Below are 24,366 nucleotides of genomic sequence, written 5' to 3'. Positions count from 1 at the left end.
CTTTAACCGTCAATGACCAACAGCAATCTCCGCACCGAAAACCACTTCGACTACGTCAAGATCACCCTTGCATCACCTGACCGGGTGATGGAGTGGGGGCAACGCACCCTTCCCAACGGCCAGGTGGTGGGTGAGGTCACCAAGCCCGAAACGATCAATTACCGCACCCTGAAGCCGGAGATGGACGGCTTGTTCTGCGAAAAAATCTTCGGGCCATCCAAAGATTGGGAGTGTCACTGCGGCAAATACAAACGTGTTCGCCACCGCGGCATCGTTTGTGAACGTTGTGGTGTGGAGGTGACCGAGAGCCGCGTGCGTCGTCACCGCATGGGCTTCATCAAGCTCGCGGCCCCCGTCTCCCATGTCTGGTACCTCAAGGGCATCCCCAGCTATGTGGCCATTCTGCTGGACATGCCCCTGCGGGACGTTGAGCAGATCGTTTATTTCAACTGCTATGTGGTGCTGGATCCCGGTGACCACAAGGACCTGAAATACAAGCAGCTTCTCACCGAAGATGAGTGGCTGGAAATCGAAGATGAGATCTACGCCGAAGATTCAGAGATTGAAAATGAGCCCGTTGTGGGCATTGGCGCCGAGGCTCTCAAGCAGTTGCTTGAAGATCTCACCCTCGACGAGGTGGCCGAGCAGCTGCGCGAGGAGATCGCCGGCAGCAAGGGGCAGAAGCGGGCGAAGTTGATCAAGCGTCTGCGCGTGATCGACAACTTCATCGCCACCAACGCTCGTCCGGAGTGGATGGTGTTGGACGTGATTCCGGTGATTCCACCCGATCTGCGCCCGATGGTGCAGCTCGACGGTGGTCGTTTCGCAACCTCCGATCTGAATGATCTTTATCGCAGGGTCATCAACCGCAACAACCGTCTGGCCAGGCTCCAGGAAATCCTGGCTCCAGAAATCATCGTCCGCAACGAGAAGCGGATGCTGCAGGAGGCTGTTGACGCTCTGATCGACAACGGTCGCCGTGGTCGCACGGTGGTTGGTGCCAACAATCGCCCTCTGAAGTCCCTCAGCGACATCATCGAAGGCAAGCAAGGTCGTTTCCGGCAGAACCTGCTCGGCAAGCGTGTCGATTACTCCGGCCGATCCGTGATTGTGGTTGGTCCCAAGTTGAAGATGCACCAGTGCGGTCTTCCCAAGGAGATGGCGATCGAGCTCTTCCAGCCGTTCGTGATCCATCGTTTGATCCGTCAGAACATCGTCAACAACATCAAGGCAGCCAAGAAGCTCATTCAGCGTGCTGACGATGAAGTGATGCAGGTGCTGCAGGAAGTGATCGACGGGCACCCGATCATGCTCAACCGCGCGCCCACGCTCCACCGTCTCGGTATCCAGGCCTTCGAACCCAAGCTGGTCGACGGTCGCGCCATTCAGCTTCATCCCCTGGTCTGCCCAGCTTTCAACGCTGACTTCGACGGCGACCAGATGGCTGTGCACGTGCCCCTGGCCATCGAAGCCCAGACCGAGGCACGCATGTTGATGCTGGCCAGCAACAACATCCTCTCTCCTGCGACCGGCGAACCGATCATCACGCCTTCTCAGGACATGGTTCTGGGCGCCTACTACCTCACCGCCCTGCAGCCCGACGTTCAACCGGTTGATTTTGGCGATCGTTCCCGCACCTTCTCAGATCTTGAGGATGTGATTCACGCGTTCGAGGACAAGCGCCTCGGTCTGCACGACTGGGTGTGGGTGCGCTTCAACGGTGAGGTTGAAGACGACGATGAACGTGAAGAACCCGTGAGCAGTGAAACGCTCTCCGATGGCACCCGGTTTGAGCAGTGGACGTACCGCAGAGACCGCTTTGATGACGATGGCGCGCTGATCAGCCGTTACATCCTCACCACCGTGGGCCGCGTGGTGATGAATCACACGATCATCGACGCGGTGGCAGCCACCTGACGCTCAACTTCGATTCGCTCGTCTTCTCATTCCTCTCCTCTCCGCGCTGTCATGACTTCCACTCCTTCCAAGTCCCGCAAGTCTTCCAAGGGATCCAAGGCTGCTGCCTCCGCTCCCGAGACCCGTCCACTGGCCAAAACGCCCCCTCCCTTCCGCAACCGTGTTGTGGACAAGAAGGGGCTGAAGCAGCTGGTGGCTTGGGCTTACAAGCATCACGGCACCGCGGCCACCTCGGCCATGGCCGACCAGCTCAAGGATCTCGGATTTCGTTATGCCACCCAGGCGGCGGTCTCCATCTCCGTGAACGACCTCAAGGTTCCGGAAGCGAAGCAGAACCTCCTGGGACAGGCTGAAGAGCTGATCACCGCCACGGAGGAGTCCTATCGCCTCGGGGTGATTACGGAGGTTGAGCGTCACACCAAGGTGATCGACACCTGGACAGAGACCAATGAGCGTCTGGTTGATGCGGTCAAGAAGAACTTCAACCAGAACGATCCGCTCAACTCCGTGTGGATGATGGCCAACTCCGGCGCCAGGGGAAACATGTCCCAGGTGCGCCAGTTGGTGGGCATGCGCGGCCTGATGGCCAACCCTCAGGGGGAGATCATCGACTTGCCGATCCGTACCAATTTCCGTGAGGGACTCACCGTTACGGAGTACGTGATCTCCTCGTACGGCGCTCGCAAGGGCCTGGTTGATACAGCTCTGCGCACCGCCGACTCCGGCTACCTCACCCGCCGACTCGTGGATGTGGCTCAGGACGTGATCGTCCGTGAGGACGACTGCGGCACCAGCCGCTGCATCCTGGTGAAGGCGGAAGACGGCAAGTACGGCAACCGACTGGTGGGACGTCTCACCGCCGATCAGGTGGTGGGTGCTGATGGAGAGGTGTTGGCTGAGCGCAATACCGAAATCGATCCACCCCTGTCGAAACGCTTCGAGAAAGCCGCTGTTCAAGCGGTGAGCGTGCGTTCACCGCTCACCTGCGAGGCCAATCGTTCCGTTTGCCGCAAGTGCTACGGGTGGGCGCTGGCTCACAACGAGCTGGTGGACCTCGGAGAGGCCGTCGGCATTATTGCTGCTCAGTCCATTGGTGAGCCGGGAACCCAGCTCACCATGCGGACGTTCCACACCGGGGGTGTGTCCACCGCCGAGACCGGCGTGGTGCGCTCAAAGCTGGAAGGAACGGTGGAATTCGGTGCCAAGGCGCGTGTGCGCCCGTACCGCACCCCCCATGGCGTTAATGCCCAGCAGGCAGAGGTTGATTTCAACCTCACGATCCAGCCATCCGGTAAGGGCAAACCCCAGAAGATTGAGATCACCAACGGCTCTCTGCTCTTTGTGGACAACGGCCAGGCCATCGACGCCGATGTCACCGTTGCCCAGATCGCAGCCGGCGCGGTGAAGAAAAGTGTGGAGAAGGCCACCAAGGACGTGATCTGCGACCTGGCCGGTCAGGTCAGCTACGACCCCTCGATCCAGCCCCGGGAGGTCACCGACCGTCAGGGCAACATCACCCACAAGGCTCAGCGACTGGGCCGGATGTGGGTCCTGGCCGGAGATGTGTACAACCTGCCGCCCAATGCGCGTCCGGTGGTGACTGCCGGTGCAACCGTGACGGAGGGCCAGGTGCTCGCCGAGGCGAGCCAGGCCAGCGAGTACGGCGGTGCGATTCGTCTGCGGGAAGCTCTCGGCGATTCCCGTGAGGTGCAGATCGTCACAACCGCCATGACCCTCAGGGATTTCAAACTGCAGGGTGAGTCAACCCATGCTGGAGAGATCTGGAATCTGGAGGCCAAGGACGGCACCCGTTATCGCCTCAACACCATCCCGGGCAGCAAGATCGGCAGTGGCGAAGTGGTTGCGGAACTCAACGACGACCGCTTCCGCACCCAGACCGGTGGACTGGTGCGATTCGCTCCTGGACTGGCGATCAAGAAAGCCCGTTCTGCCAAGAACGGTTACGAGGTGAACAAGGGTGGAACCTTGCTCTGGATTCCCCAGGAGACCCATGAGATCAACAAGGACATCTCTCTGTTGATGATCACGGACGGCCAGTGGATTGAGGCCGGCACCGAGGTGGTGAAGGACATTTTCAGTCAGACCGCTGGCATCGTCACCGTCACCCAGAAGAACGACATCCTTCGCGAGATCATCGTTCGTAGCGGCAGCTTCCATCTCTGCAGCGAAAAGAAAGCGCTGGAGCGCTTCCAGGGTGATGGCGTGATGGTCAATCCCGGCGAGCCAATCGCCAAGGGGATCAGTACCGAAACCATGGTGTATGTCCAGACGGTGGAAACACCGGAAGGCAGCGGTCTGCTCCTCCGCCCCGTTGAGGAGTACACGATTCCCAATGAGGCTCAGCTGCCTGATCTGGGTCATGTCAAACAGCCCAATGGACCGCACCTTGGCCTCAAGGCCAGCCAGCGTCTCGCCTTCAAGGACAACGAACTGGTCAAGTCTGTGGAGGGTGTTGAGCTGCTGCGGACGCAGTTGATGCTGGAGACCTTTGACACCACTCCTCAGATGACTGTGGATGTGGAAGCGGTCCCCGACAAGCGGGCCAAGACGATCGAACGTCTTCAGCTGGTGATCCTCGAGAGCATCCTTGTTCGCCGTGACACCATTTCCGACTCCAGTCACGGATCCACCCACACCGAGCTTCAGGTGGAGGATGGTCAGTCGATCAAGGCTGGTGAGGTGATTGCCACCACCCAGATCCTTTGCAAGCAGGAGGGTGTCGCCCAGATGCCTGAGGCCACAGCCGACGAGCCTGTGCGCCGATTGATCGTGGAGCGTCCGGAAGACACCCTCACCATCTCCACCAACTCCCAGCCCGTCGTAACGGTCGGTCAGCGGATCGTGGACGGAGAAGAACTCGCCGCAGGTCAACCCTCCGACTGCTGTGGTGAGGTTGAGAAGGTTGACAGCACGAGCGTCACCCTGCGCCTCGGCCGGCCTTACATGGTCTCGCCGGATTCATTGCTGCACGTCCGTGACGGTGATCTGGTGCAGCGCGGTGATGGCCTCGCTCTCCTGGTGTTCGAACGCCAGAAGACAGGTGACATCGTTCAGGGTCTGCCCAGGATCGAGGAACTGCTGGAAGCTCGCCGTCCGCGCGAATCAGCGATTCTCTGCAAAAAGCCAGGAACCGTTGAGATCAAGCAAGGTGAAGACGATGAGAACACCACGGTGACGGTGATCGAGGCCGACGACGCTGTCTCCGAGTACCCCATTCTCCTGGGGCGCAACGTGATGGTGAGTGACAGTCAGCAGGTCACGGCCGGTGAGTTGCTGACAGACGGACCCATCAATCCCCACGAGCTGCTGGAGTGTTTCTTCGAGGATCTGCGCAGCCGCAAGCCCTTGATGGATGCGGCGCAGGAAGCCATCGCCAAGCTCCAGCACCGTCTGGTGACCGAGGTTCAGAACGTCTACAAGTCCCAGGGCGTGTCCATCGACGACAAACACATCGAGGTGATTGTGCGTCAGATGACCAGCAAGGTGCGTGTTGAGGATGCGGGGGATACCACCCTGCTGCCCGGTGAGTTGATCGAGCTCCGTCAGGTGGAAGACACCAATCAGGCCATGTCGATCACTGGAGGAGCTCCTGCCGAGTTCACTCCCGTTCTGCTGGGTATCACCAAGGCGTCCCTGAACACCGACAGCTTCATCTCTGCAGCGTCCTTCCAGGAAACCACCCGTGTGCTCACCGAAGCGGCCATCGAAGGCAAGAGCGATTGGCTGCGCGGCCTTAAGGAAAACGTGATCATCGGTCGCCTGATTCCCGCTGGTACCGGGTTCAGCGGCTTTGAGGAGGAGCTCAAGGCCGAAGCCGGTCCGCACCCCGACATCCTTGCCGAGGATCCGGCTGGCTACCGCCGCATGCAAAACCTTCGCCCTGACTACACCGTGGACATGCCTGCTGCACCAGCGGGTGATGCCACGGCGGTCTTAGACGATCCCAGCGATGCCGACATGGAGGCCACCCGCAGTCGCCACGGCATTGAAGCTGGCAGCAACTTCGCAGCTTTTGCCCGTCCTGATGCCGACAATGAGCTGAAGGAGGAGCAAGTGGTGGATGCTGAAGCCGTGGAGGGTCTGCAGGAAGAGGGGCTTCTCAGTGATGAATGATGCGTGCGCCATGAATCGCGATCGTCTTCCCAATCTCCCCAAACTGTCCCTCCAGGTCAGCCCTGCTCATGATTGAACCCACCACGATCCCCGTCCGTCGTCTTCCCCGGTATGGGTTTCACACCCATACCGAACGGCTGAATGGCCGTGCTGCCATGCTCGGGTTCATCGCACTCCTGGCGGTGGAGATCAAGCTCGGCCACGGACTGCTGATCTGGTGATCAGCACTGCGCAGTCCAAAACACTGCTTGGGCTCGGTGCATCCGAGCTTGAACGTTGGGCTGTCTCGCAGGGACAATCCGCCTTCCGGGGCCGACAGCTTCATGATTGGCTTTACGCCAAGGGAGCCTGCGATCTGCAGGACATCACGGTGCTCCCGAAAGCGTGGAGAGCATCCCTTCAAGACAAAGGGGTGATCATCGGGCGCTTGAAGGAGCAGGACCGCAAGGTGGCCGGTGATGCCACCACCAAACTTCTCCTGGGAACCGACGACGGCGAAACGCTGGAGACCGTTGGCATCCCCACGGATCAGCGCCTCACTGTCTGTGTGTCAAGCCAGGTGGGATGCCCCATGGCTTGCCGTTTCTGCGCTACCGGCAAAGGGGGGCTGCAACGCTCGCTGTACACCCACGAGATCGTCGCCCAGGTGCTGAGCGTGCGTGAGGTGATGGAGCGCCGACCATCCCATGTGGTGTTCATGGGCATGGGGGAACCGCTGTTGAACATCGAGGCGGTGCTGGATGCCATTCGTTGTCTCAACGATGATCTCGGAATCGGTCAGCGCCGGATCACGGTGAGCACGGTGGGAGTGCCACGCACGTTGCCAAGGCTGGCGGAACTGGCCATGGAGCGGCTCGGTCGCGCTCAGTTCACCCTGGCGGTGAGTTTGCATGCTCCGAATCAGAGCCTCAGGGAAGAGCTGATCCCCACGGCGCATGCCTACCCCTACGACGCGCTGTTGGATGATTGCCGGCACTACCTGGCCATCACCGGCAGGCGGGTGAGCTTCGAATACATCCTGTTGGGTGGCCTCAATGACCACCCAGCCCACGCCGAGGAACTGGCGGATCGGGTGGGTGGTTTCCAGAGTCACGTGAATCTGATCGCCTACAACCCGATCGAGGAAGAGGAATTTCAGCGTCCCACGCGGGATCGCATCGAGGGATTTCGGCGCGTGCTGGAAAGCCGTGGGGTGGCCGTGAGCCTGCGTGCCAGCCGCGGGCTTGATCAGGATGCAGCCTGCGGGCAGCTGAGGCGTTCCCGCCAGAAGTAAGGGAGACTCAGCGGATCACCGTTCGTCCCCATGGCGCGCATTGATTGGTTGATCCTGGTCGCCTATCTGGCCAGCACGCTGGTTCTGGGGCTCTGGCTGGCCAGGCGAAACCGCGGCGAAGACGACTATTTCGTGGCCGGTCGCCGGCTCAGCGGCTGGTTGGCCGGTGCGTCCATGGCTGCGACCACCTTTTCCATCGATACCCCGCTCTACGTGGCAGGCATTGTTGGGACGCGGGGACTGGCGGCCAACTGGGAGTGGTGGGGATTCGGTCTCGCGCACGTGGCGATGGCGGTGGTCTTTGCGCCCCTTTGGCGCCGCAGTGGAGTTCTCACCGATGCGGCCTTCACCGAACTGCGCTACGGGGGTGCTGCTGCTGCCTGGTTGCGGGGAATCAAGGCCTTTCTGCTGGCACTCCCTGTGAATTGCATTGGGATCGGCTACGCGTTCCTGGCCATGCGCAAGGTGGTTGGTGCTCTGGGCATCGTCTCCGATCAGCCCGTTCCCGCGGCCGGTGGTGTGTCCGACACGCTTCTCCTTTTGATCATCGTGGCGGCCCTGGTGCTGGCTTACACCGTGGCCGGGGGGCTCTGGGCTGTGGTGATCACGGATTTCATTCAATTGATCCTGGCTTTGCTCGGTGCTGCGGCCGTTGCCTGGGCGGCGGTGCACGCTGCTGGAGGAATGGGGCCCCTCCTGGAGCAGCTGGAGGCTTTGGGCCGGCCTGAATTGCTCTCCATCGTTCCCTGGCGCTGGGAGGACAACGGTTTCAACTGGATCGGCGGCGCTGGGATCAGCGTGTCCACCTTCTTGGCCTACTTGACCGTGCAGTGGTGGAGTTTCCGCCGCAGTGACGGCGGTGGAGAGTTCATCCAACGCATGCTGGCCACCCGCAATGAGCAGGAGGCACGCCTCGCGGGCTGGGTGTTTCTGGTGGTGAACTACCTCGTGCGCAGCTGGCTCTGGGTGCTCGTTGCCCTGGCGGCGTTGGTGCTGCTTCCCGATCAGGCGGACTGGGAGCTCAGCTATCCGACTCTGGCTGTGCAGTTCCTTCCGCCTGTGGTGCTCGGCCTCGTCGTGGTGTCTCTGGTGGCCGCCTTCATGAGCACGGTGAGTACGTCGGTGAACTGGGGCGCCAGCTACCTGACCCACGACCTGTATCAACGCTTCCTGCGCCCGAACGCCTCCCAGCGGGAGCTCCTGCTGGTGGGTCAGCTGATGAGTGTGATCTTGCTCGTGTTGGGCGTGATCACGGCTTTGATCAGCGACAGCATCGGCACTGTTTTTCGGCTGGTGATCGCCATCGGCACCGGCCCTGGTGTGGTGCTGGTGCTGCGTTGGTTCTGGTGGCGGATCAATGCCGCCGCTGAACTCGCCGCCATGCTCTGCGGCTTCGTGGTGGGTTTGCTGACATCGGTCGTTCCCCTTCTGCAGATCGCTGATTACGGCCAGCGCTTGATGGTCACGACTGGGTTGACGGCATTGGTCTGGCTGACGGTGATGCTGCTGACGCCACCGGAATCCCCTGACGTGCTCGAACGCTTCGTGCAAACCGTGCGCCCGCCTGGACCCGGCTGGGACCAGTGGCGTCGTCGCTGGGATGTTCAGGCCGCTGAAACGTTGTCGACACTGCTGGCCCGTTTTCTGTTCAGCTCCGGGATTCTGTTCGGGGCTCTCCTGGGTTCGGGAGCCTTTCTTCTGCACCAGCAGGTGATCGGTTGGATGGGGCTGATTGTTGCCGCTATCAGTCTGCTGATGCTGCGCAGGACAGGGCGTGCCGTCACGCTGGTCTGAGCGTGGCTTCGGTGCTCTGGCAGTCAGAATGAGCCGAACTGTTCAACGTTGTGGCGTTCTTTCGATCCACCCTGCTGCCCATCCTGATCGTGGCCTTGTTCGCTCTGGCCCTGGTGGCCGTCAGTGCCCGCATCTGGCTTCCCGGGGACATGCTCGCTCCCGCACCCATGAGCTGAGATTACGATCGGCACATGGGTGACGCATTCAGCTCCAAAAAGAATGATGCGATGGCCGATCTGGCGATCGATCCGGATGTGCTGGCCAATGAGCTAGCCGCTGAGCTGGTCGGGGATCCCCTAGATGAGATTGCTCTGGATGACCCAGAGCATGATGCCCTTCTGGCCGCCAGAGCCTGTGATGAAGGGCTGGAATGGCTGCAACAGGGCCATGACCAGTGGTTGCAGGGTCTGCGTGTGTTCTGTGAACACAGGGATCCCCGCGCCGTTCCCCTGCTGCTGCCGCTGTTGGAAGAGTTCTGTCCCGTCGTGCGCATGAGCGCGGTGTACGCCCTGGGACGGAATCCTTCAGCGCAGGCGGTTCAGCCCCTGCTCCAGCTGCTCAAGCTGGACAGCAACGCCTATGTGCGCAAGGCCACTGCCTGGAGTCTGGGTAACTACTCGGACGCTCCAGTTCTCAATCCGTTGATCCATGCGCTGCAAACCGATGTGGCATCGGTGCGCCTCTGGGCTTCTGTTTCCCTGGCTGAGGCCGGCAGCACCTCGCCTGCGAAGGCCGATTTGGCAGCGGGGCAGTTGCTTGTGAGCCTTCAGATCGACAGTGAGCCCGTTGTGCGCAGCAATTGCATCTGGGCCCTGTCCCGCTTGCATGACCATCTGGTGAAACCTCGGCAGGATCAGGTGGTTGAGGCGTTTGTCGGCGCACTGCTCCAGGATCGTGAGGCGACGGTTCGCGATGAGGCACGCACCGCACTTGAGCAGCTTGATGATCCCGAGCTTGTGGACCGGTTGAAGACCTTGGTCGATGAGGGACTGCTGCTCTGACTGGGATCGGTTACAGGGCTCTCCGGAGAAGGTCTCTCGCCTCTAGCATTTGTCCAACTTTGTGGTGGTGCATGCCTCAGCGCACAGTGCGATTCCGAATTCGTCCCGACGGTCGCGTCGAGGAAACGGTGGAAGGGATCGCTGGTGACGGCTGTTTGCAGCTCACGGATCGTCTGGAAGCGGCCCTCGGCACCGTTGAAAGGCGCGAGTCCACATCTGAGGCGTTTGCCACTACCCAAAACCTCCAACAGACCCAGTCCGTCGAGCCCTCCTGATGTCTCACTTCAGCACTGTCAAGACTGAACTTCGTCAGCTCGAGCCCCTCCGCGGCGCTCTTGAAGATCTCGGTTACGCCCCCGACTCAGGGATGCAGACCGTGCGTGGTTATCGCGGCCAGACCGTGGAGGCGGAACTGTCGGTTGCGATCGAGGGCAGTGCTGATTTTGGGTTCCGCTGGAACGCCACCAGCGGCGCTTACGAATTCGTGACCGATCTTGATCTGTGGCGTCAGCCGGTCCCGGTGGAGCGTTTCCTGTCCCAGCTCACGCAGCGCTACGCACTGCGTGCTGTGCTCGAAGCCAGTCGTCAGGAGGGCTTTGATCTGGCTCAACAGATCACAACTCAGGACGGCTCGATCGAATTGGTTGTCACCCGCTGGGACGCCTGAGTCGGCTTGCTCCAGCGTGAAGGATCCTGCTGCAGCGGCCTATGCCGCGTCCTCCCTTGACCAGCCCGCTGTGTCGGGATGTGAGCCCGTGCTTGGCGGGGCACTCCGAGAGCGTGCAGTTTGGGTTGATGAGGCCGTGTGCATTGGCTGTCGCTACTGCGCCCACGTGGCCACCAATACCTTCGCAATCGAACCCAACCTGGGCCGCTCCCGTGCCATTCGTCAGGACGGTGACAGCAGTGAACGGATTCAGGAAGCAATCGAAACCTGTCCAGTGGACTGCATTCATTGGGTGCAATTCGATGAGTTACCCGCGCTGAGGCGGCAGCTCGACGCCCAGGAACTGCTCCCCCTCGGGTTGCCATCACCGGCAAGGCCGCGGCGGCAGTTGCCTCGTGCCACGTCTTCGGATTGAGGCGTGTGACCACTCTTCCCACACGCCGCTTTGGACGGACCGAGCTCTCGATGCCGGTTCTCTCCCTCGGAGGAATGCGCTTTCAGCAGAGCTGGAGTGATCTTGAAGCGAAGGCGATCACGGCCCCGTCCCAACAGTTGCTGCAGCGCACCCTCGAACGTGCTGTTGCGCTTGGTTTTCGTCACATCGAAACAGCACGGCATTACGGAAGTTCGGAGCGGCAGCTGGGCTGGGCCATGCCTGACTGTCCTGACCCAGGCCGCATTCTTCAAACCAAAGTTCCGCCTCAACAGGACCCTGCCCTGTTTGAGGCGGAGTTGGAGCTCAGCATGCAGCGGTTGGGTGTGCAGCGCGTGGACCTGCTCGCCATCCATGGCATCAACCGACGGGACCACCTCGTGCAGACGATCAGGCCAGGAGGCTGCCTGGAGGTGGTGCTGCGTTGGCAGCAATCAGGGCGCATCGGCCATGTCGGCTTTTCCACCCATGGGGACACCGATGTGATTGTTGAAGCGATTGAGACCGATGCGTTCGATTACGTGAACCTGCACTGGTACTTCATCCGTCAGGACAATGAGCCGGCGATTGCCGCTGCGCATCGCCACGACATGGGCGTGTTCATCATCAGCCCCACAGACAAAGGTGGCCATCTGCACACACCGGCGCAACGGCTGGTCGCGCTGACCGACCCTCTTCATCCCATCGTCTTCAACGATCTGTTCTGTCTGCGCGATGCGCGTGTTCACACCCTCAGCGTGGGTGCGGCCCGCCCTGAAGATCTCGACCTGCATCTGGAGGCTGTCAGTCGATTGGATCACGCTCAGGCTTTGGTGAGCCCCATCGAGGCCCGTTTGCATCAGGCCGAGTTGGAGGCCCTCGGGGCCGACTGGCTGAACAGTTGGCGGCAGGGGCTTCCCGATTGGCAAACCACCCCCGGGGACATCAATCTGCCCGTGCTGCTCTGGCTTCACAATCTTGTGGAGGCCTGGGGCCTGGATGGCTATGCCCGGGCCCGTTATGGCCTCTTGGGCAGGGCTGGACACTGGTTCCCCGGTGCCAATGCTGACGCCCTTGATCGCGACGTGAGTGAGGAAGAACTTGATGCGGCCCTGGGCGCGAGTCCGTGGCGGACCTCCATCCCCGAGCGACTGCGCGATCTGCGCGAGCGGGTGGGAGGTGACCGTCAGGAGCGGTTGTCGTCAGCCTGAATGCCCAAAGGCTGTTTGCCGGGAATGCCAACGGCACGCGGGTAGAGGTGCGGCGTCGGCTGTTCGGGCATCACCCGGATCACGGTGCGGGGGCCGCGCGCCGATGGCAGCTCACAGCGCTCAATCGCGACCGTTTTCGCTTTCAGCAAGGCAAGAGCAGGATCCAAATCCCGCTGGTCCTCCTGTTGCCAACGCCCTCGATAGAGCAGGGCCTGCCCGTTGGTGTGCAGGAGTGGAACCAGGTATTCGGCCACGACAGGAGCCGAGGCCACGGCCCGGGCCAACGCCAGATCAAATTGGCCTCTGCATCGGGGGTCCTGACCGGTTCGTTCCACCCGTTCCGTGCGGACACTGACCCGATCTGCCATTCCGAGTGAACGGGCCATGGCTGCCACCGCTGCCGTTTTGCGGCTCACAGAATCCACCAGGGTCAGTTCTGCCCCCGGGAGAGCGATGGCGACCGCGAGACCAGGGAATCCGCCGCCCGTGCCGACATCAATGCAACAACGAGGCTTGTCTGCCGTGTCCAGTTCGGGTTTGAGAGGCCAGAGACTATCCAGCACCTGGGTGACCCAGAAGTCTTCCCCCTCCACAAGTCGTGTGAGGTTCACCCGCGTGTTCCAGTCGCGCAGCAACTCCTGGAGAGTGATCAGTTGCTCGCGTTGCCCTGCGTCAGGCGTCCAGCCCAGCCTGGACCAGAGCTCCGGCCCTGGGGCAGCGAACGGCGTTGACTCAGGCATAACGGCCTTCCCCTCTCTCCTTTCTAGAGTGTCCGCGTGCCCGGGGACTCAGCCCACCGCATGCCACCCTCGGTTCAGGATCTCAGCCATTACGAGCGCCTTGGTGTTCCCAAGGGTGCCGATAGCGAAATGTTGCGGCAGGCCTTCCGCAGGCTCAGCAAGGCTGTGCATCCGGATACGACCCGTCTGCCGGCCCAGGATGCCGCCAGACAATTTCGCCTGCTCAGGGAGGCCTATGAGCAATTGGCTGATCCACGCCTGCGACGTCTCTACGACGCGGCCTTAGAGGAGCGGAAGGCCACGCCAGTGGCCGCCATGCAGGCCTCCTTGCCGGTGCCCAGTGCGATCGGCCAGCGTCGACCCCTGTCCGGTGGGGAATGGACGTCATTGCTTCTGCTCGCAGGGGCGTTGTTGCTCTGCCTGCTCTTGGGGGTCGGAGTGGCCTGGAATCGGGGTCTGGCGCTTCAGGTGCAACCGAGTTGGCTGGTGGAAGAGCAGACTCGAATCATTGACGGCAATCCTGGTGGTTTTGATGGCCCCGCTTCCTCCGCCAGAAACTCCCCTGAACCAGCACTCACTGCGGGCTCTTGAGGAATGGCTGCAGAGTTTGGGCGCAGGGCGCAGTGACAGTGATCCCTGCGACTGGATCTGGGATCAGCCTGAATGGAGCGCTCGCTTGCGTTTGGCCCAGGAGGACCTGGGCGTGACCTGGACGTCCTGCCAGCCCCTGAAATCCTGCTCATTCCCCTATGGACTGTCCCGGGAGGATGTGGAAGCAGCCCTCAGGCTTGGTCCCTGAGCGCGTCCAATCCGGTTTCGATGGCGTCGTAGCACTGATCCAGCTGAGCATCGCTGATGCACAGCGGAGGAAGGAGATACACCACATCTCCTAAAGGGCGAATCAGCACTCCGTGCTCACGCACCAGGCTGCGCAGGATTTTGCCTGCGGGATTGAGGTACCCCTCGGCGCTGTCTGTGACCAGGTCGAAGGCTGCGATCGTGCCGCACAACCTCGGCCGTTGAACTTTGGGGTGGCGGGCCAGACGTTCCAGACGGGGCTGATGCCTCTCTTCAAAGCGCTGGTAGTTTTCCGGCTCGGCTTCCAGCAGGTCGAGACTGGCATTGGCGGCGGCACAGCCCAATGGATTGGCCGTGAAGCTGTGGCCATGCCAAAGGGTTCGGGTGGGATCGCTCCCCAGGAACTCCGCGAAGATCGACTCTCGGGCCATCGTGATCCCCATCGGCAGGAATCCGGCGGTTAATCCCTTGGAGAGCGCGACCAGGTCGGGATCGATCCCTGCGCGCTGGGATGCCAGCAGGGCGCCACAGCGACCGAAGCCTGCCAGCACCTCATCGGCGATCAGCAAACTGCCGGCCTGCCGAACCTGCTGTTCCACAGCTTGCAAAAACGCAGGACGGACCATGCGCATCCCTCCGGCTCCCTGGACCAGCGGTTCCAGGATCACAGCTGCTGTTGGGGTCTTCAGCGCTTGCTCCAGGGCACTCAAGGCCTCCTGTTCGCGTTGGTCCACCGTGGCGTCGTCCCAGTGCGTGTGCGGCCAGGGCACCCGCGCAACGGGGAACAGAAGCGGATCGAAGGGCTCGCTGAACAGGCTGCGAGCGCCGACGGCCATCGCGCCGAAGGTGTCGCCGTGATAAGCCCCATCAAAAGCGATCAATTGCTGGCGGGGCTCTCCGCGGTTGTGCCACCACTGCACCGCGGTTTTCAGAGCCACTTCCACCGCCGTGGATCCGTTATCTGAGAAGAACACGCGATCGAGGTGCGTGTGCTGGGCCAGTCGCTGGGCGAGCCGCTCGGCCTGGGGATGGGTGAATTCCGCAAAGATCACCTGCTCCAGCGTGGCCGCCTGCTCGGCGATGGCTGCCGCCACCACCGGGTGCGCATGGCCGTGCAGCGTGACCCACCAGCTGCTGATCCCATCGATCAAGGGCCCTCCTTCGGCACGGTGGAGCAACGCCCCTGCGCCTCGCACCACCTGCTCGAGTGGCGGTGTGGTGGTGATGGATGTGAAGGGTGGCCAGAGGTTGGGGTGGTGGTTCCGTGACACTGGGCACGCATGACAGCCAGTTGTCATCATGAGCTCTAGTCGGGTTCGTGCATCGATGGCCTTCTCAGAAGCCAACCGCCGTCACGGGCAGCCCCGCTCTCGACGGTTTGTGGAACCCGCGTCCTCCCAGCCCCGATGCCAGCAAGGCAGCGAGGGCTGTCGCAGCATTTTTTTTGAAGGGGGTTGGCCTTCGATCAAGACGCGCCTCGAGATGCGCGGATGGTCGCCCTCCCAGGTGGAGCAGATCCACGAACAGCTGCGCCAGGGGTGGCCTCTGACCATGGCGGTGCGTCACGTTGCGCTGATGCTGGGCCGTTGTCCGATTCGCTCCAGGCCCATGGGTTGATCCTGAGCGACGGTGTTCAGCGGCAAACGTCGCTGTCGCGCTCTCCCTGGGTCGCGATTGGGCCGCAGTTGAACCAGCGCACCAGCTGAACCTCGACATCGGTGAAGAGCACAAGGATGCCCCCACACAGCAGGACGACGGCCACGGTGGCCCAGGTCTGTCGGCTGGTCATCAGTGATCCGGGCGGTGCATCAAGGCCCTGAACTTAAGGCCCAGCTTCTGCTTCTGCCACGCAGCGCTGAGTGTTGCTGCGCTGAGAGGGTCCAGGGGAGGCAGTTCTGCCAGCACCGGAACCCCTCCGAGATCCTCCAGGGTTCGAGGGTTGTCGGCATGCAAGGGGCCATTGAGGATCAGCCCGAGCACGGGAATGCCTCGGCTTGCCAAGGCCTCAAGACTCAGGAGCGTGTGATTGAGCGTGCCCAGTCCGCTGCGGCACACCAAGACCACCGGGAGATTCCAGCGCTGCAGCTGGTCGATCTGTCTCCAGGTGCGGGTGAGCGGCACGTGCAGGCCTCCGGCCGTCTCCACTACCAACGGGCTGGTTCCGCTGGGGGGCAACTGGAGCCGCCGCGGCTCGAGGACCCTGTTCTCAAGCTCCGCCGCCCAATGGGGTGAGACGGCAGCTTGGAAGGCGTAGGTCTCTGGAATCCAGCGGTGTTCCGGTAGCTGTAAAAGATCGATCACCCTCTGACGATCGCCCCCTCCCTCCAGTCCGCTCTGCACTGGCTTCCAGTACATCGCCTCCAGCCCCTGAACCAGCCATGCACTCACGACCGTCTTCCCGACGTCGGTGTCTGTGCCGCAGACCACGAGCCGGAGAGGATCAGACCTTGGATTCATCCGCGAATCAGCAGCAATTGGATCACCCAGGTGAGTCTGAGCTGGCCGTCGTTCCGGCGGTCGCTCCAGTTTGTCTGGAGACGACGCCAGTCCCGCAGCGCTAGAGGGGCTTGCGGGCTGGTGCCAGCTCCGATCCGGCGTATCGGTTTGAGCAGGAGCGGCAGGCTCGGTGAGGTCACGGTGTAAGACACCCGGCGCGTCATGCGCAGTTGCTGGGCCGGGATCGTTTTCAGTAAATCGTCACTGGACGGGAATGGCAGAGCGGTGCAGCGCACCCCGCAGCGCCTGGCGCTTTCCTGCCACTGGGGGAAGCATCCGTCCACCGGGAGAGCAACGGCCAGGAGTCCAGCGGGTGACAACCGCCGCGCCCACTGTTGCAGCACGCGTTGTGGGTTCGGCAGCCAGTGCAAGCAGAAGCTCGAGGCCAAGAGGGTTGGCGCTTCACTCCAGACCGGCAGCCCCGCCGCGAGATCCCACCGCAACACCTCAGCATGGTCAGGATGACCGCGCAGCATCGCCCGACTGCCATCGACGCGCAGCACGCTGCGGCCGGGGTGGAGTTCTTCCAGAGCTTTGGCGAGATGACCGGTTCCGCTCCCCAGATCAACCCAGAGCCCGTCGGAGAGTTCTTCCCGCCGACAGAGTTGGGCCAGCCGCCAGGCCACGGAGCGTTGCAGTCGTGTTAAGCGGTCATACCGTTCAGCAGCGCGATCGAATCCGCGCAGAACGCGTTCCTGCCAGGCGGTCGGTTTCACGAGGGCTGCCCGATGTCTTGGCCCAGCCACTGGTCTTGGCCCAGCCACTGGTCTTGGCCCAGCCACTCTCTGACTTGCGTCAGCAAGTGAGGCACCAGCAGGGCATGGCCCACGTTGGGGAGACACCAGTGCTCGGGAGCGTGCTCAAGCAGGTTGCCGAGTTCTTGGTGCAGGCATCGGCTCGCTTCTGGCGCCACGATGGCGTCGGAGCCCGCCTCCACGATCAGCACGCGGGCGCTGGCGGGCAGCCCTGGTGGCAGCCCCGTGGTGGCGATCAGGCGCTCGAGATCGGCTCGCAGCCGCTCCCGCCCTGCAGTTGTCAGGCCCTGCGTGCCCGGACCCGGTGGCAGCGCGCTGACATCCGTGGGGGCGGCAGCGCGTTGCAGGAATGTGTGCAGCATCGTGGCTTCGCCCGGACCACCGATGGCGCTTCTCATCCCTTCAAGCCCAGCCCGCAGCGCACGGCCCTGCCGTCCTTCAGGAACAAAACGCCCGAAGCTGGCCAGGAAGACAACATCTGTGGCCTGGGCCAGCACGGTGGCCTCCAGCAGATGCGGTCCAAGGGAGTGGGCGATCACCGCCCGTCGCTGCGGCGCCGCAGGATCGGATTGCTCACTCCAGACAGGCGCGTAAGGACTGCGGCTGCCATAGCCACGTTCTCCACTGATCCAGTGCCATCCATGCGCTTGGAAGGCGCGCTCCCAGGGGGCCCAGACGGCAGCATCCGAGCTCCAGCCATGCATCGCGATGATCTGATTCATGAGCGGAGAGGGCCGGGCCCAAGGGACGTCTCCAAGGCATGCAGGGCCTGATCGGATTGGCCGCGATGCAGCACCAAGCGCAGCCGGGCTGTTTTCTCCGGAACGGTTGGCGGGCGGATGGCAACCGTGAGAACCCCTGCCGCCTCCAGCCGCTGCTGGTACTCCAGGGCTGGCTGATCCTCCCCCACCAGCAGCGGCAGGATCGGCCCAAGTCCGGCGGGGCGGGCCCAGCCCTGGGCTGCCAGGCGATCTCTCCAGAGATGGCTTTGTTTCACCAGGTCGGATCCCCAGCAGGGATGCGTGGTCAGAAGGTCCAGAGCGGCTAACGCGGCGGCTGCCAGGGGTGGTGCCAGGGCTGTGGTGTAACGGAAGGCTCCGCTGGTTTGCAGAAGAGCATCGGCCTGCTCTCGATCGCAGGCGAGGAAGGCGCCACCGCTTCCGAAGGCTTTGCCAAAGGTGCCACTGATCAGGGCGATGCCTTCCACGCCCAGGCCGAGCCCTCGTCCTCCCAATCCGAGGACCCCGAGCGCATGGGCTTCATCCAGAAGCAGGCGGGCGCTGTAGGTCTTGCAGAGTGCGGCGAGGGCCGGCACATCCGGGCTGGTGCCCTCCATGCTGAACAGGCTTTCGCTGATCACCACCAGGGCTGCGTCCGGGCGCTGGCTGCGGCACGCCTCCAGTGTCTGGCGCAAGGCGTCGAGATCGTTGTGGGCGAAGCGCTTCAGCTGGGCTCCGCTGGCCTGGACTCCCACCAGCAGTGAATGGTGGATCAAGCGATCGGCCAGCACGGTGGTGTGGCGGTTGGCCAGTGCGAGGACTGCGGCGAGATTGGCTTGAAATCCGCTTGGAAACAGAAACACCCTGTCGCGTTGGAGCCACCGGGCCAGAGCCGTCTCCAGGCGGTCATGGACAGGCCGGCTGCCTGTGACCAGCCTGGATCCACCGGCGCCGACCCCGCTGCGCCGCAATTCGTCTTCGGCTGCGGCGATCACTGCCGGATGGCGGCTCAGCCCGAGGTAGTCATTGCTGGCCAGATCCACCAGGGCTGGGCCTGCAACCGTCTCTGCCTCCGATGCCAGCACGGGGTGCAGGTTTGCGCCATCCAGGGATGGTGCCCAGGTGCGCAGTCGTCGACGGCGGGCGGGTGGGACAGTCATGACCCCCACTTTGGGCCCTGATCGCCCTGCAGAGTGAAGGGGTCGTTGTCACCGTTTCACTGGGAAGCGGTTCAAGACTTGGAGCGCTTCACTCTTCTCTTCCCGTTGTGGACCCTGCTCGCAGCGTTGCTCTCCCTGCTGCAGCCCGGTTTGTTCTCCTGGGTGGCGGGGCCAGTGATTGTTTGGTCTCTTGCGCTGATCATGCTGGGCATGGGGCTGGGGCTTTCCCCCGCTGATTTCCGCCGGGCCATGCTTCCGCCGCGGGCTGCCCTGATCGGTGTGGGTGCGCAGTTTCTGGTGATGCCCTCCCTTGCTGCCCTGTTGGCCTGGACCCTGCAGTTGGAGCCGCCGCTGGCGGTTGGCTTGATTCTGGTGGGCTGCTGCCCAGGCGGGACAGCCAGCAATGTGGTGGCTTTGATCGCCCGGGCTGATGTGGCGCTTTCGGTGGTGATGACGTCGTTGAGCACCCTGCTGGCCGTAGTGGTGACACCCCTGCTCGCCAGTGCCCTGGCGGGGCGCTACGTGCCGGTGAATGGCTGGACCCTGCTGGTGAATGTGTTGCAGGTGGTGTTGATTCCGGTCACGGTCGGCGTGGTGATCAAGCAGGGGCTGCCCCGATTGGCGGCCAGGGTGCAGCCTGTGATGCCACCGCTGGCGGTGGTCGCGATTGCCTTGATTGTTGCCGGCATTGTTGGCAGTCAGCGTGAGGTGCTGCTGCGCCAGGGAGCAGTGCTGGTGTTGGCCACGGCTCTCCTCCACGGCGGTGGCTTCCTGCTCGGCTTCCTGCTGCCAGCACTCATGGGTGAACCCAGGGCTGTGCGTCGCACCATCAGCATTGAAGTGGGGATGCAGAACTCCGGACTGGCGGTTGTGTTGGCCCGATCCGGTGGCTTTGCGAGTCCGCTCACCGCCCTTCCAGGAGCGATCTCCGCTGTGATGCACTCACTGCTGGGCAGTCTGCTTGCGGCCCTGTGGCGACGGCGTCCCTAGGATCGCGCCATGAAGGATCAGGCCCCCCAGGCTGCACGGCCCGCCAGTGAGGGATCTCCTGATCCGGCGCAATTGTTTCCCTTCCAGCTGGATGACTTCCAGCTGGAAGCGATCGATGCCCTCAATCAGGGGCATTCGGTTGTGGTGAGCGCCCCGACGGGATCCGGCAAGACCCTCGTGGGTGAGTACGCCATCTACAGGGCCATCGCCCATGGCCTGAAGGTGTTCTACACCACGCCTCTCAAGGCTCTGTCCAATCAGAAGCTGCGCGATTTCCGCGAGCAGTTCGGGGCCGACAACGTCGGTTTGATGACCGGTGACCTCAGCGTGAACCGTGAGGCCTCAATCGTGGTGATGACCACGGAGATCTTCCGCAACATGCTGTACGCGGAAGCCGATCAGTCCGACGACCCGCTGGCGGGTGTGGAGGCGGTGGTGCTGGATGAGTGTCACTACATGAACGACTCGCAGCGCGGCACGGTTTGGGAAGAGTCGATCATTCACTGCCCACCCCCGGTGCAGCTGGTGGCACTCTCCGCCACGGTTGCCAATGCCGGTCAGCTCACCGACTGGATTGAACGGGTCCATGGCCCCACCCGTCTGGTGGTCAGCGACTTCAGACCCGTCCCCCTCCAGTTCAGTTTTTGCAGCGCCAAGGGCCTGCATCCGTTGCTGAATGACCAAGGCACCGGCCTGCATCCCAACTGCAAGGTGTGGCGCGCTCCCAAGGGGAACAAGCGCAAGGGACGCTCCCAGCGCCCGCCCCAGCCCGAGCCGCCGCCGATCAGTTTTGTGGTCGCTCAGATGGCGGCGCGGGAGATGTTGCCAGCCATCTACTTCATCTTCAGTCGCCGGGGCTGCGACAAAGCCGTGCGCGATCTCGGCGTGCAGTGTCTGGTCAGCGAGTCTGAGCAAGCACGCATTCGTGAGCGCCTCAAGGCCAACACAGAGGCCAATCCGGAGGCGGTGCGTGATGGCTTGCATGCTGATGCGCTCCTGCGGGGGATTGCTGCCCATCACGCCGGCGTGCTGCCGGCGTGGAAGGAGCTGATCGAGGAGTTGTTCCAGCAGGGTTTGGTGAAAGTTGTGTTCGCCACGGAAACCCTGGCGGCGGGGATCAACATGCCTGCGCGCAGCACGGTGATCTCCTCTCTCTCCAAGCGCACGGAGCGGGGCCACAGGCCGCTGATGGCGAGTGAATTCCTGCAGATGGCCGGTCGTGCCGGTCGGCGTGGCCTGGATTCAAAGGGCTATGTGGTGACGGTGCAGAGTCGTTTTGAAGGGGTGCGAGAGGCGGGACAACTGGCCACAAGCCCGTCGGATCCCCTCGTCAGTCAGTTCACACCCAGCTACGGGATGGTGCTCAACCTCTTGCAGCGCCATGATCTGGCTAAGGCTCGTGAGCTGGTTGAACGCAGCTTCGGCCGCTATCTGGCCAGCCTCGATCTTGTTGAGGAAGAGGAAATTCTCCAGCAGCTGCGCCTTCAGCTCGGGCAGTTGCAGGGCACCGCCGGTGATGTGCCCTGGGAAGATTTCGAAGACTATGAAAAGCTGCGTGGCCGCCTGCGCGAAGAGAGGCGTCTGTTGCGCATCCTTCAGCAACAAGCTGAGGAAACCCTGGCCCATGAGCTCACACTGGCGCTGCAGTTTGCCAGCGTCGGCACGCTGGTGAGTCTGAAAGCTCCGCAACTGCGCGGTGGCGTAACGCCAGCCGTGATCGTGGAGAAATGCGAGGGTCCCGGCCAGTTCCCGCTCCTGCTGTGCCTCACCAGCGACAACGTCTGGCTCCTGCTGCCCTGTCAGGCCGTGGTGAGCCTGCATGCGGAATTGAGTTGTCTGCAGGTGGATGGGCTGCAGGCGCCTGAGCTCGGACGTGCTGGAGAGCTTCGCCATGGCGATCAGCACAGTGGTGGGCTCGCTCTTGCTGTGGGTCACATGGCCCAGCGCCATGACATGACCACACCCCAGTACGACCTTGCCGGCGAGGTCCTGAGCCAGATGCAGACCGTCAAGGAGCTCGAGGCTGAGCTGGAAGCCCATCCCGCCCACCGCTGGGGGGATCGCAAGCACCTCAAGAAGCACCGGCGGCGCATGGAGGAGCTGGAACTGGAAATCACCGAGCGCCAGCAACTGCTCCATCACCGTGCCAACCGGCACTGGGACACGTTTCTCTCCTTGATGGAGATTCTTCAGCACTTCGGCGCTCTCGATGACCTCGTGCCGACGGAGATCGGCAGAACCGTGGCGGCTCTGCGCGGTGACAACGAGCTCTGGCTCGGTCTGGCGCTGATGAGTGGTCACCTGGATGATTTGCCACCCGCCGAGCTCGCGGCGGTGTTCGAGGCGATCAGCACCGAAGTGAACCGGCCTGACCTCTGGAGCGGCTTCCTGCCGCCGCCCCGGGCCGAAGAGGCCCTTCATGATCTTTCAGGACTGCGACGGGAACTGCTGCGGGCCCAGGAACGCCATCAGGTTGTGGTCCCTGCTTGGTGGGAGCCTGAACTGATGGGGTTGGTGGAGGCCTGGGCCCGCGGTGTGGCCTGGAATGATCTGATCGCCAACACTTCGCTGGATGAGGGTGATGTGGTTCGGATCATGCGACGCACCATTGATCTGCTGGCGCAGGTTCCCTACTGCGAGGCGATCAGCGAGCAGCTGCGCAGCCATGCCCGTCAGGCGCTGAAAGCGATCAATCGCTTCCCTGTGGCGGAAGCGGATGATTTGCTCAAGGCTGCCGCAGCGGAATCGGATCCGTTGAATCCTGCAACCGAGAGGGCTGCTTGACCCTCCAGCCAACGGCTCCTAGCCCTGTTGAGCCGCCATGGCTGCAGGGTCGACGACGCGATCGAACTCCTCAGCGCTCACGTAACCCAGTTTCAGAGCGGCGCTTCTCAGGTCCAGTCCCTGGTCGTGTGCGTACTTCGCAATCGTGCTTGCTTTGTCGTACCCAATCACCGGGGTGAGGGGGGTGACCAGCATCAGGGACTGCTCCACATCCCGTTGGATGCGGGCGCGGTTGGGTTCCATCCCTTCAACCATCGCCACGCGAAAACAGTGACAGGCATCGGTGAGCAGTGTGATGGCCTGCAGCAGGTTGAAGCCGATCAGCGGTTTGTACACATTCATCTGCAGATGGCCACCCGCACCGGCCATGGCCACCGCAGCGTCCAGTCCGATCACCTGGGTGCAGACCATGGCCATCGCTTCGCACTGGGTGGGATTCACCTTGCCCGGCATGATCGAACTTCCAGGTTCATTCTCTGGAAGATGCAGTTCGGCCAGACCGGCCCGCGGACCGCAGGCCAGTAAGCGGATGTCATTGGCAATCTTGAGCAGGCTGACGGCCAGAAGCCGGAGCTGCCCCATGGTGTTCACGAGTCCGTCATGGCCGGCCATCACGGCGAACTTGTTGGGGGCTGTGGTGAAGGGCAGGCCTGTGAGGCGTTTGAGCTCAGCTGCCGCCTCCACGGAAAAGCCTTTGGGGGCGTTGAGCCCCGTTCCCACCGCCGTGCCTCCCAAGGGCAGAGGCAGGAGTTCCTCCAGGCTCGTGTCGATGCGTCGCGCCGCGGTTCCGATTTGGTCTCTCCAGGCGGACGCTTCCTGGCCGAGGGTGAGCGGGACCGCATCCTGGAGGTGAGTGCGACCGATTTTCACGATGGAGCCCCAGGCCTCCGCCTTGATGGCAAAGGCCTCATTCAGCTGCTGCACTTCCGGTTGAAGACGGCGACTGATCGCGTCAACGGCTGCCACGTGAATGGCGGCAGGGAAGGCATCGTTGGTGGACTGGGAACGGTTGACGTGGTCATTCGGGTGAATGGGCCAGTGGCTGCCGAGTGCTTCCCCTGCATGCAGCGAGGCCAGATTGCTGATCACCTCGTTGAGGTTCATGTTGGTCTGCGTGCCGCTGCCGGTTTGCCAGACCCTGAGTGGAAACTGCGCATCGTGATGCCCTTCGGCGATGGCGGCCGCGGCGTCCACAATCAAGCTGCACTGGTCGCTGCTGATCAGGCCGTGTCGCGCATTCACGATGGCGGCTGCTTGCTTGATGCGAGCGAGTGCGTGAATCAGGGGGGTAGGGATCCGATCCTCGGCAATGGCGAAATTGTTCAGGGAGCGCTGGGTTTGCGCCCCCCAGAGCGCCTGCTCCGGCACCTCCACAGTGCCCATGCTGTCGTGTTCGGTGCGCGTCGCGTTCGTCATGGCTTCGAGGGGGGCCTCAACACAAGGGCAATGATCAGCAGCATTCCGCTGACGCTCACCACCACATAAATCCAGTCTGCGTAGGGGGTCCAGAACATG

General features: G+C 62.6%; 25 protein-coding genes. 16 read left to right on the top strand and 9 right to left on the bottom strand.

Annotated elements, in window-relative coordinates; genetic code table 11:
* The first annotated feature begins 12 nt into the window (after positions 1–12).
* From SynBMKMC1_RS12045 to SynBMKMC1_RS12000, 11 genes are all read left to right on the top strand, one after another.
* Complete coding sequence (locus SynBMKMC1_RS12045) at positions 13–1,917, top strand: DNA-directed RNA polymerase subunit gamma (RefSeq protein ID WP_011933952.1); 1,905 nt, start codon at positions 13–15, stop codon at positions 1,915–1,917.
* A gap of 51 nt (positions 1,918–1,968) precedes the next feature.
* Complete coding sequence (locus SynBMKMC1_RS12040) at positions 1,969–6,051, top strand: DNA-directed RNA polymerase subunit beta' (protein WP_186471909.1); 4,083 nt, start codon at positions 1,969–1,971, stop codon at positions 6,049–6,051.
* Positions 6,052–6,119: 68 nt separating this feature from the next.
* Positions 6,120–6,272 (top strand): high light inducible protein, encoded by a 153-nt coding sequence (locus SynBMKMC1_RS12035; protein WP_011933950.1) that lies wholly within the window; start codon positions 6,120–6,122, stop codon positions 6,270–6,272.
* On the top strand, positions 6,269–7,324 hold the full coding sequence (gene rlmN / locus SynBMKMC1_RS12030; RefSeq protein ID WP_011933949.1) for a 23S rRNA (adenine(2503)-C(2))-methyltransferase RlmN: 1,056 nt from the start codon (positions 6,269–6,271) through the stop codon (positions 7,322–7,324). The genes SynBMKMC1_RS12035 and rlmN overlap by 4 nt, the downstream gene beginning before the upstream one ends.
* Positions 7,325–7,354: 30 nt before the next feature.
* A complete protein-coding gene (locus SynBMKMC1_RS12025; protein WP_186471908.1) occupies positions 7,355–9,118 on the top strand; it encodes a sodium:solute symporter family protein in 1,764 nt (587 codons plus the stop codon).
* Positions 9,119–9,168: 50 nt separating this feature from the next.
* Positions 9,169–9,294, top strand: coding sequence for a hypothetical protein (locus SynBMKMC1_RS14755; protein ID WP_255486193.1), 126 nt, complete (start codon positions 9,169–9,171; stop codon positions 9,292–9,294).
* A 15-nt stretch (positions 9,295–9,309) separates the two neighbouring features.
* Complete coding sequence (locus tag SynBMKMC1_RS12020; RefSeq protein ID WP_011933947.1) at positions 9,310–10,119, top strand: HEAT repeat domain-containing protein; 810 nt, start codon at positions 9,310–9,312, stop codon at positions 10,117–10,119.
* Between the two features lie 71 nt (positions 10,120–10,190).
* Positions 10,191–10,394, top strand: a complete 204-nt coding sequence (locus SynBMKMC1_RS12015; protein WP_011933946.1) for a DUF2997 domain-containing protein — start codon at positions 10,191–10,193, stop codon at positions 10,392–10,394.
* A complete protein-coding gene (locus SynBMKMC1_RS12010; protein WP_011933945.1) occupies positions 10,394–10,786 on the top strand; it encodes a DUF1257 domain-containing protein in 393 nt (130 codons plus the stop codon). Before SynBMKMC1_RS12015 ends, SynBMKMC1_RS12010 begins: the two co-directional genes overlap by 1 nt.
* Before the next feature lie 16 nt (positions 10,787–10,802).
* A complete protein-coding gene (locus SynBMKMC1_RS12005; protein WP_011933944.1) occupies positions 10,803–11,201 on the top strand; it encodes a ferredoxin in 399 nt (132 codons plus the stop codon).
* A 50-nt stretch (positions 11,202–11,251) separates the two neighbouring features.
* Complete coding sequence (locus SynBMKMC1_RS12000) at positions 11,252–12,409, top strand: aldo/keto reductase (RefSeq protein ID WP_186473452.1); 1,158 nt, start codon at positions 11,252–11,254, stop codon at positions 12,407–12,409.
* Here the strand turns inward: SynBMKMC1_RS12000 and rsmG are convergent.
* The gene (rsmG, locus tag SynBMKMC1_RS11995; protein WP_186471907.1) at positions 12,385–13,149 is read right to left on the bottom strand and encodes a 16S rRNA (guanine(527)-N(7))-methyltransferase RsmG; all 765 of its coding nucleotides are present in this window, start codon (positions 13,147–13,149) and stop codon (positions 12,385–12,387) included. The two genes, SynBMKMC1_RS12000 and rsmG, sit on opposite strands and share 25 nt — an antisense overlap.
* A gap of 60 nt (positions 13,150–13,209) precedes the next feature.
* On the opposite strand from rsmG, the gene SynBMKMC1_RS11990 reads away from it, so the two are divergent.
* Together SynBMKMC1_RS11990 and SynBMKMC1_RS11985 are read left to right on the top strand one after the other, a co-directional pair.
* Positions 13,210–13,740: a J domain-containing protein gene (locus SynBMKMC1_RS11990; protein ID WP_186471906.1), complete on the top strand. Its 531-nt coding sequence runs from the start codon at positions 13,210–13,212 to the stop codon at positions 13,738–13,740.
* Positions 13,682–13,948 (top strand): DUF3143 domain-containing protein, encoded by a 267-nt coding sequence (locus SynBMKMC1_RS11985; protein WP_255486192.1) that lies wholly within the window; start codon positions 13,682–13,684, stop codon positions 13,946–13,948. Before SynBMKMC1_RS11990 ends, SynBMKMC1_RS11985 begins: the two co-directional genes overlap by 59 nt.
* Here the strand turns inward: SynBMKMC1_RS11985 and bioA are convergent.
* A complete protein-coding gene (bioA, locus tag SynBMKMC1_RS11980; RefSeq protein WP_255486191.1) occupies positions 13,932–15,218 on the bottom strand; it encodes an adenosylmethionine--8-amino-7-oxononanoate transaminase in 1,287 nt (428 codons plus the stop codon). The genes SynBMKMC1_RS11985 and bioA overlap by 17 nt on opposite strands.
* A gap of 55 nt (positions 15,219–15,273) precedes the next feature.
* Between bioA and SynBMKMC1_RS11975 the strand changes: the two genes are divergently transcribed.
* Positions 15,274–15,564 (top strand): hypothetical protein, encoded by a 291-nt coding sequence (locus SynBMKMC1_RS11975; RefSeq protein WP_186471904.1) that lies wholly within the window; start codon positions 15,274–15,276, stop codon positions 15,562–15,564.
* Between the two features lie 16 nt (positions 15,565–15,580).
* Here SynBMKMC1_RS11975 and SynBMKMC1_RS11970 read toward each other — a convergent pair whose 3' ends face one another.
* Genes SynBMKMC1_RS11970 through SynBMKMC1_RS11950 form a run of 5 tightly spaced genes read right to left on the bottom strand, consistent with a single transcriptional unit; the run spans position 15,581 to position 19,077 of the window.
* Positions 15,581–15,736, bottom strand: a complete 156-nt coding sequence (locus SynBMKMC1_RS11970) for a hypothetical protein (RefSeq protein ID WP_011933937.1) — start codon at positions 15,734–15,736, stop codon at positions 15,581–15,583.
* Entirely contained in the window at positions 15,736–16,404 is a 669-nt protein-coding gene (gene bioD / locus SynBMKMC1_RS11965; protein ID WP_186471903.1) for a dethiobiotin synthase, read from the bottom strand. Before bioD ends, SynBMKMC1_RS11970 begins: the two co-directional genes overlap by 1 nt.
* Entirely contained in the window at positions 16,401–17,159 is a 759-nt protein-coding gene (locus SynBMKMC1_RS11960) for a methyltransferase domain-containing protein (protein ID WP_186471902.1), read from the bottom strand. Before SynBMKMC1_RS11960 ends, bioD begins: the two co-directional genes overlap by 4 nt.
* Positions 17,156–17,920: an alpha/beta hydrolase gene (locus SynBMKMC1_RS11955; protein ID WP_186471901.1), complete on the bottom strand. Its 765-nt coding sequence runs from the start codon at positions 17,918–17,920 to the stop codon at positions 17,156–17,158. Before SynBMKMC1_RS11955 ends, SynBMKMC1_RS11960 begins: the two co-directional genes overlap by 4 nt.
* Positions 17,917–19,077 (bottom strand): aminotransferase class I/II-fold pyridoxal phosphate-dependent enzyme, encoded by a 1,161-nt coding sequence (locus SynBMKMC1_RS11950; protein WP_186471900.1) that lies wholly within the window; start codon positions 19,075–19,077, stop codon positions 17,917–17,919. The genes SynBMKMC1_RS11955 and SynBMKMC1_RS11950 overlap by 4 nt, the downstream gene beginning before the upstream one ends.
* Before the next feature lie 45 nt (positions 19,078–19,122).
* Between SynBMKMC1_RS11950 and SynBMKMC1_RS11945 the strand changes: the two genes are divergently transcribed.
* On the top strand, positions 19,123–20,067 hold the full coding sequence (locus SynBMKMC1_RS11945; RefSeq protein ID WP_255486190.1) for a bile acid:sodium symporter family protein: 945 nt from the start codon (positions 19,123–19,125) through the stop codon (positions 20,065–20,067).
* 9 nt (positions 20,068–20,076) lie between these two features.
* A complete protein-coding gene (locus SynBMKMC1_RS11940) occupies positions 20,077–22,851 on the top strand; it encodes an RNA helicase (protein WP_186471898.1) in 2,775 nt (924 codons plus the stop codon).
* An 18-nt stretch (positions 22,852–22,869) separates the two neighbouring features.
* Here the strand turns inward: SynBMKMC1_RS11940 and SynBMKMC1_RS11935 are convergent, their stop codons facing one another.
* Entirely contained in the window at positions 22,870–24,267 is a 1,398-nt protein-coding gene (locus SynBMKMC1_RS11935; RefSeq protein ID WP_186471897.1) for a class II fumarate hydratase, read from the bottom strand.
* A complete protein-coding gene (locus SynBMKMC1_RS11930) occupies positions 24,264–24,365 on the bottom strand; it encodes an adenylosuccinate lyase (RefSeq protein WP_186471896.1) in 102 nt (33 codons plus the stop codon). The genes SynBMKMC1_RS11935 and SynBMKMC1_RS11930 overlap by 4 nt, the downstream gene beginning before the upstream one ends.
* Position 24,366: the final 1 nt, after the last annotated feature.

Source organism: Synechococcus sp. BMK-MC-1 (assembly GCF_014279955.1).
In the GTDB taxonomy this organism is placed as follows: domain Bacteria; phylum Cyanobacteriota; class Cyanobacteriia; order PCC-6307; family Cyanobiaceae; genus Synechococcus_C.
Note: the sequence above shows the minus strand (reverse complement) of the source record. Positions and strands in the feature narration are given on the sequence as shown.

Excerpts from the sequence above, each read along its gene's own strand:
- SynBMKMC1_RS12045 (WP_011933952.1), top strand. The coding sequence starts at position 13 with ATGACCAACAGCAATCTCCGCACCGAAAACCACTTCGACTACGTCAAG.
- SynBMKMC1_RS12040 (WP_186471909.1), top strand. The coding sequence starts at position 1,969 with ATGACTTCCACTCCTTCCAAGTCCCGCAAGTCTTCCAAGGGATCCAAG.
- SynBMKMC1_RS12035 (WP_011933950.1), top strand. The coding sequence starts at position 6,120 with ATGATTGAACCCACCACGATCCCCGTCCGTCGTCTTCCCCGGTATGGG.
- SynBMKMC1_RS12025 (WP_186471908.1), top strand. The coding sequence starts at position 7,355 with ATGGCGCGCATTGATTGGTTGATCCTGGTCGCCTATCTGGCCAGCACG.
- SynBMKMC1_RS12020 (WP_011933947.1), top strand. The coding sequence starts at position 9,310 with ATGGGTGACGCATTCAGCTCCAAAAAGAATGATGCGATGGCCGATCTG.
- SynBMKMC1_RS12015 (WP_011933946.1), top strand. The coding sequence starts at position 10,191 with ATGCCTCAGCGCACAGTGCGATTCCGAATTCGTCCCGACGGTCGCGTC.
- SynBMKMC1_RS12010 (WP_011933945.1), top strand. The coding sequence starts at position 10,394 with ATGTCTCACTTCAGCACTGTCAAGACTGAACTTCGTCAGCTCGAGCCC.
- SynBMKMC1_RS12000 (WP_186473452.1), top strand. The coding sequence starts at position 11,252 with ATGCCGGTTCTCTCCCTCGGAGGAATGCGCTTTCAGCAGAGCTGGAGT.
- rsmG (WP_186471907.1), bottom strand. The coding sequence starts at position 13,149 with ATGCCTGAGTCAACGCCGTTCGCTGCCCCAGGGCCGGAGCTCTGGTCC.
- SynBMKMC1_RS11990 (WP_186471906.1), top strand. The coding sequence starts at position 13,210 with ATGCCACCCTCGGTTCAGGATCTCAGCCATTACGAGCGCCTTGGTGTT.
- SynBMKMC1_RS11985 (WP_255486192.1), top strand. The coding sequence starts at position 13,682 with ATGGCCCCGCTTCCTCCGCCAGAAACTCCCCTGAACCAGCACTCACTG.
- SynBMKMC1_RS11975 (WP_186471904.1), top strand. The coding sequence starts at position 15,274 with ATGGCCTTCTCAGAAGCCAACCGCCGTCACGGGCAGCCCCGCTCTCGA.
- SynBMKMC1_RS11970 (WP_011933937.1), bottom strand. The coding sequence starts at position 15,736 with ATGACCAGCCGACAGACCTGGGCCACCGTGGCCGTCGTCCTGCTGTGT.
- bioD (WP_186471903.1), bottom strand. The coding sequence starts at position 16,404 with ATGAATCCAAGGTCTGATCCTCTCCGGCTCGTGGTCTGCGGCACAGAC.
- SynBMKMC1_RS11955 (WP_186471901.1), bottom strand. The coding sequence starts at position 17,920 with ATGAATCAGATCATCGCGATGCATGGCTGGAGCTCGGATGCTGCCGTC.
- SynBMKMC1_RS11950 (WP_186471900.1), bottom strand. The coding sequence starts at position 19,077 with ATGACTGTCCCACCCGCCCGCCGTCGACGACTGCGCACCTGGGCACCA.
- SynBMKMC1_RS11940 (WP_186471898.1), top strand. The coding sequence starts at position 20,077 with ATGAAGGATCAGGCCCCCCAGGCTGCACGGCCCGCCAGTGAGGGATCT.
- SynBMKMC1_RS11935 (WP_186471897.1), bottom strand. The coding sequence starts at position 24,267 with ATGACGAACGCGACGCGCACCGAACACGACAGCATGGGCACTGTGGAG.
- SynBMKMC1_RS11930 (WP_186471896.1), bottom strand. The coding sequence starts at position 24,365 with ATGTTCTGGACCCCCTACGCAGACTGGATTTATGTGGTGGTGAGCGTC.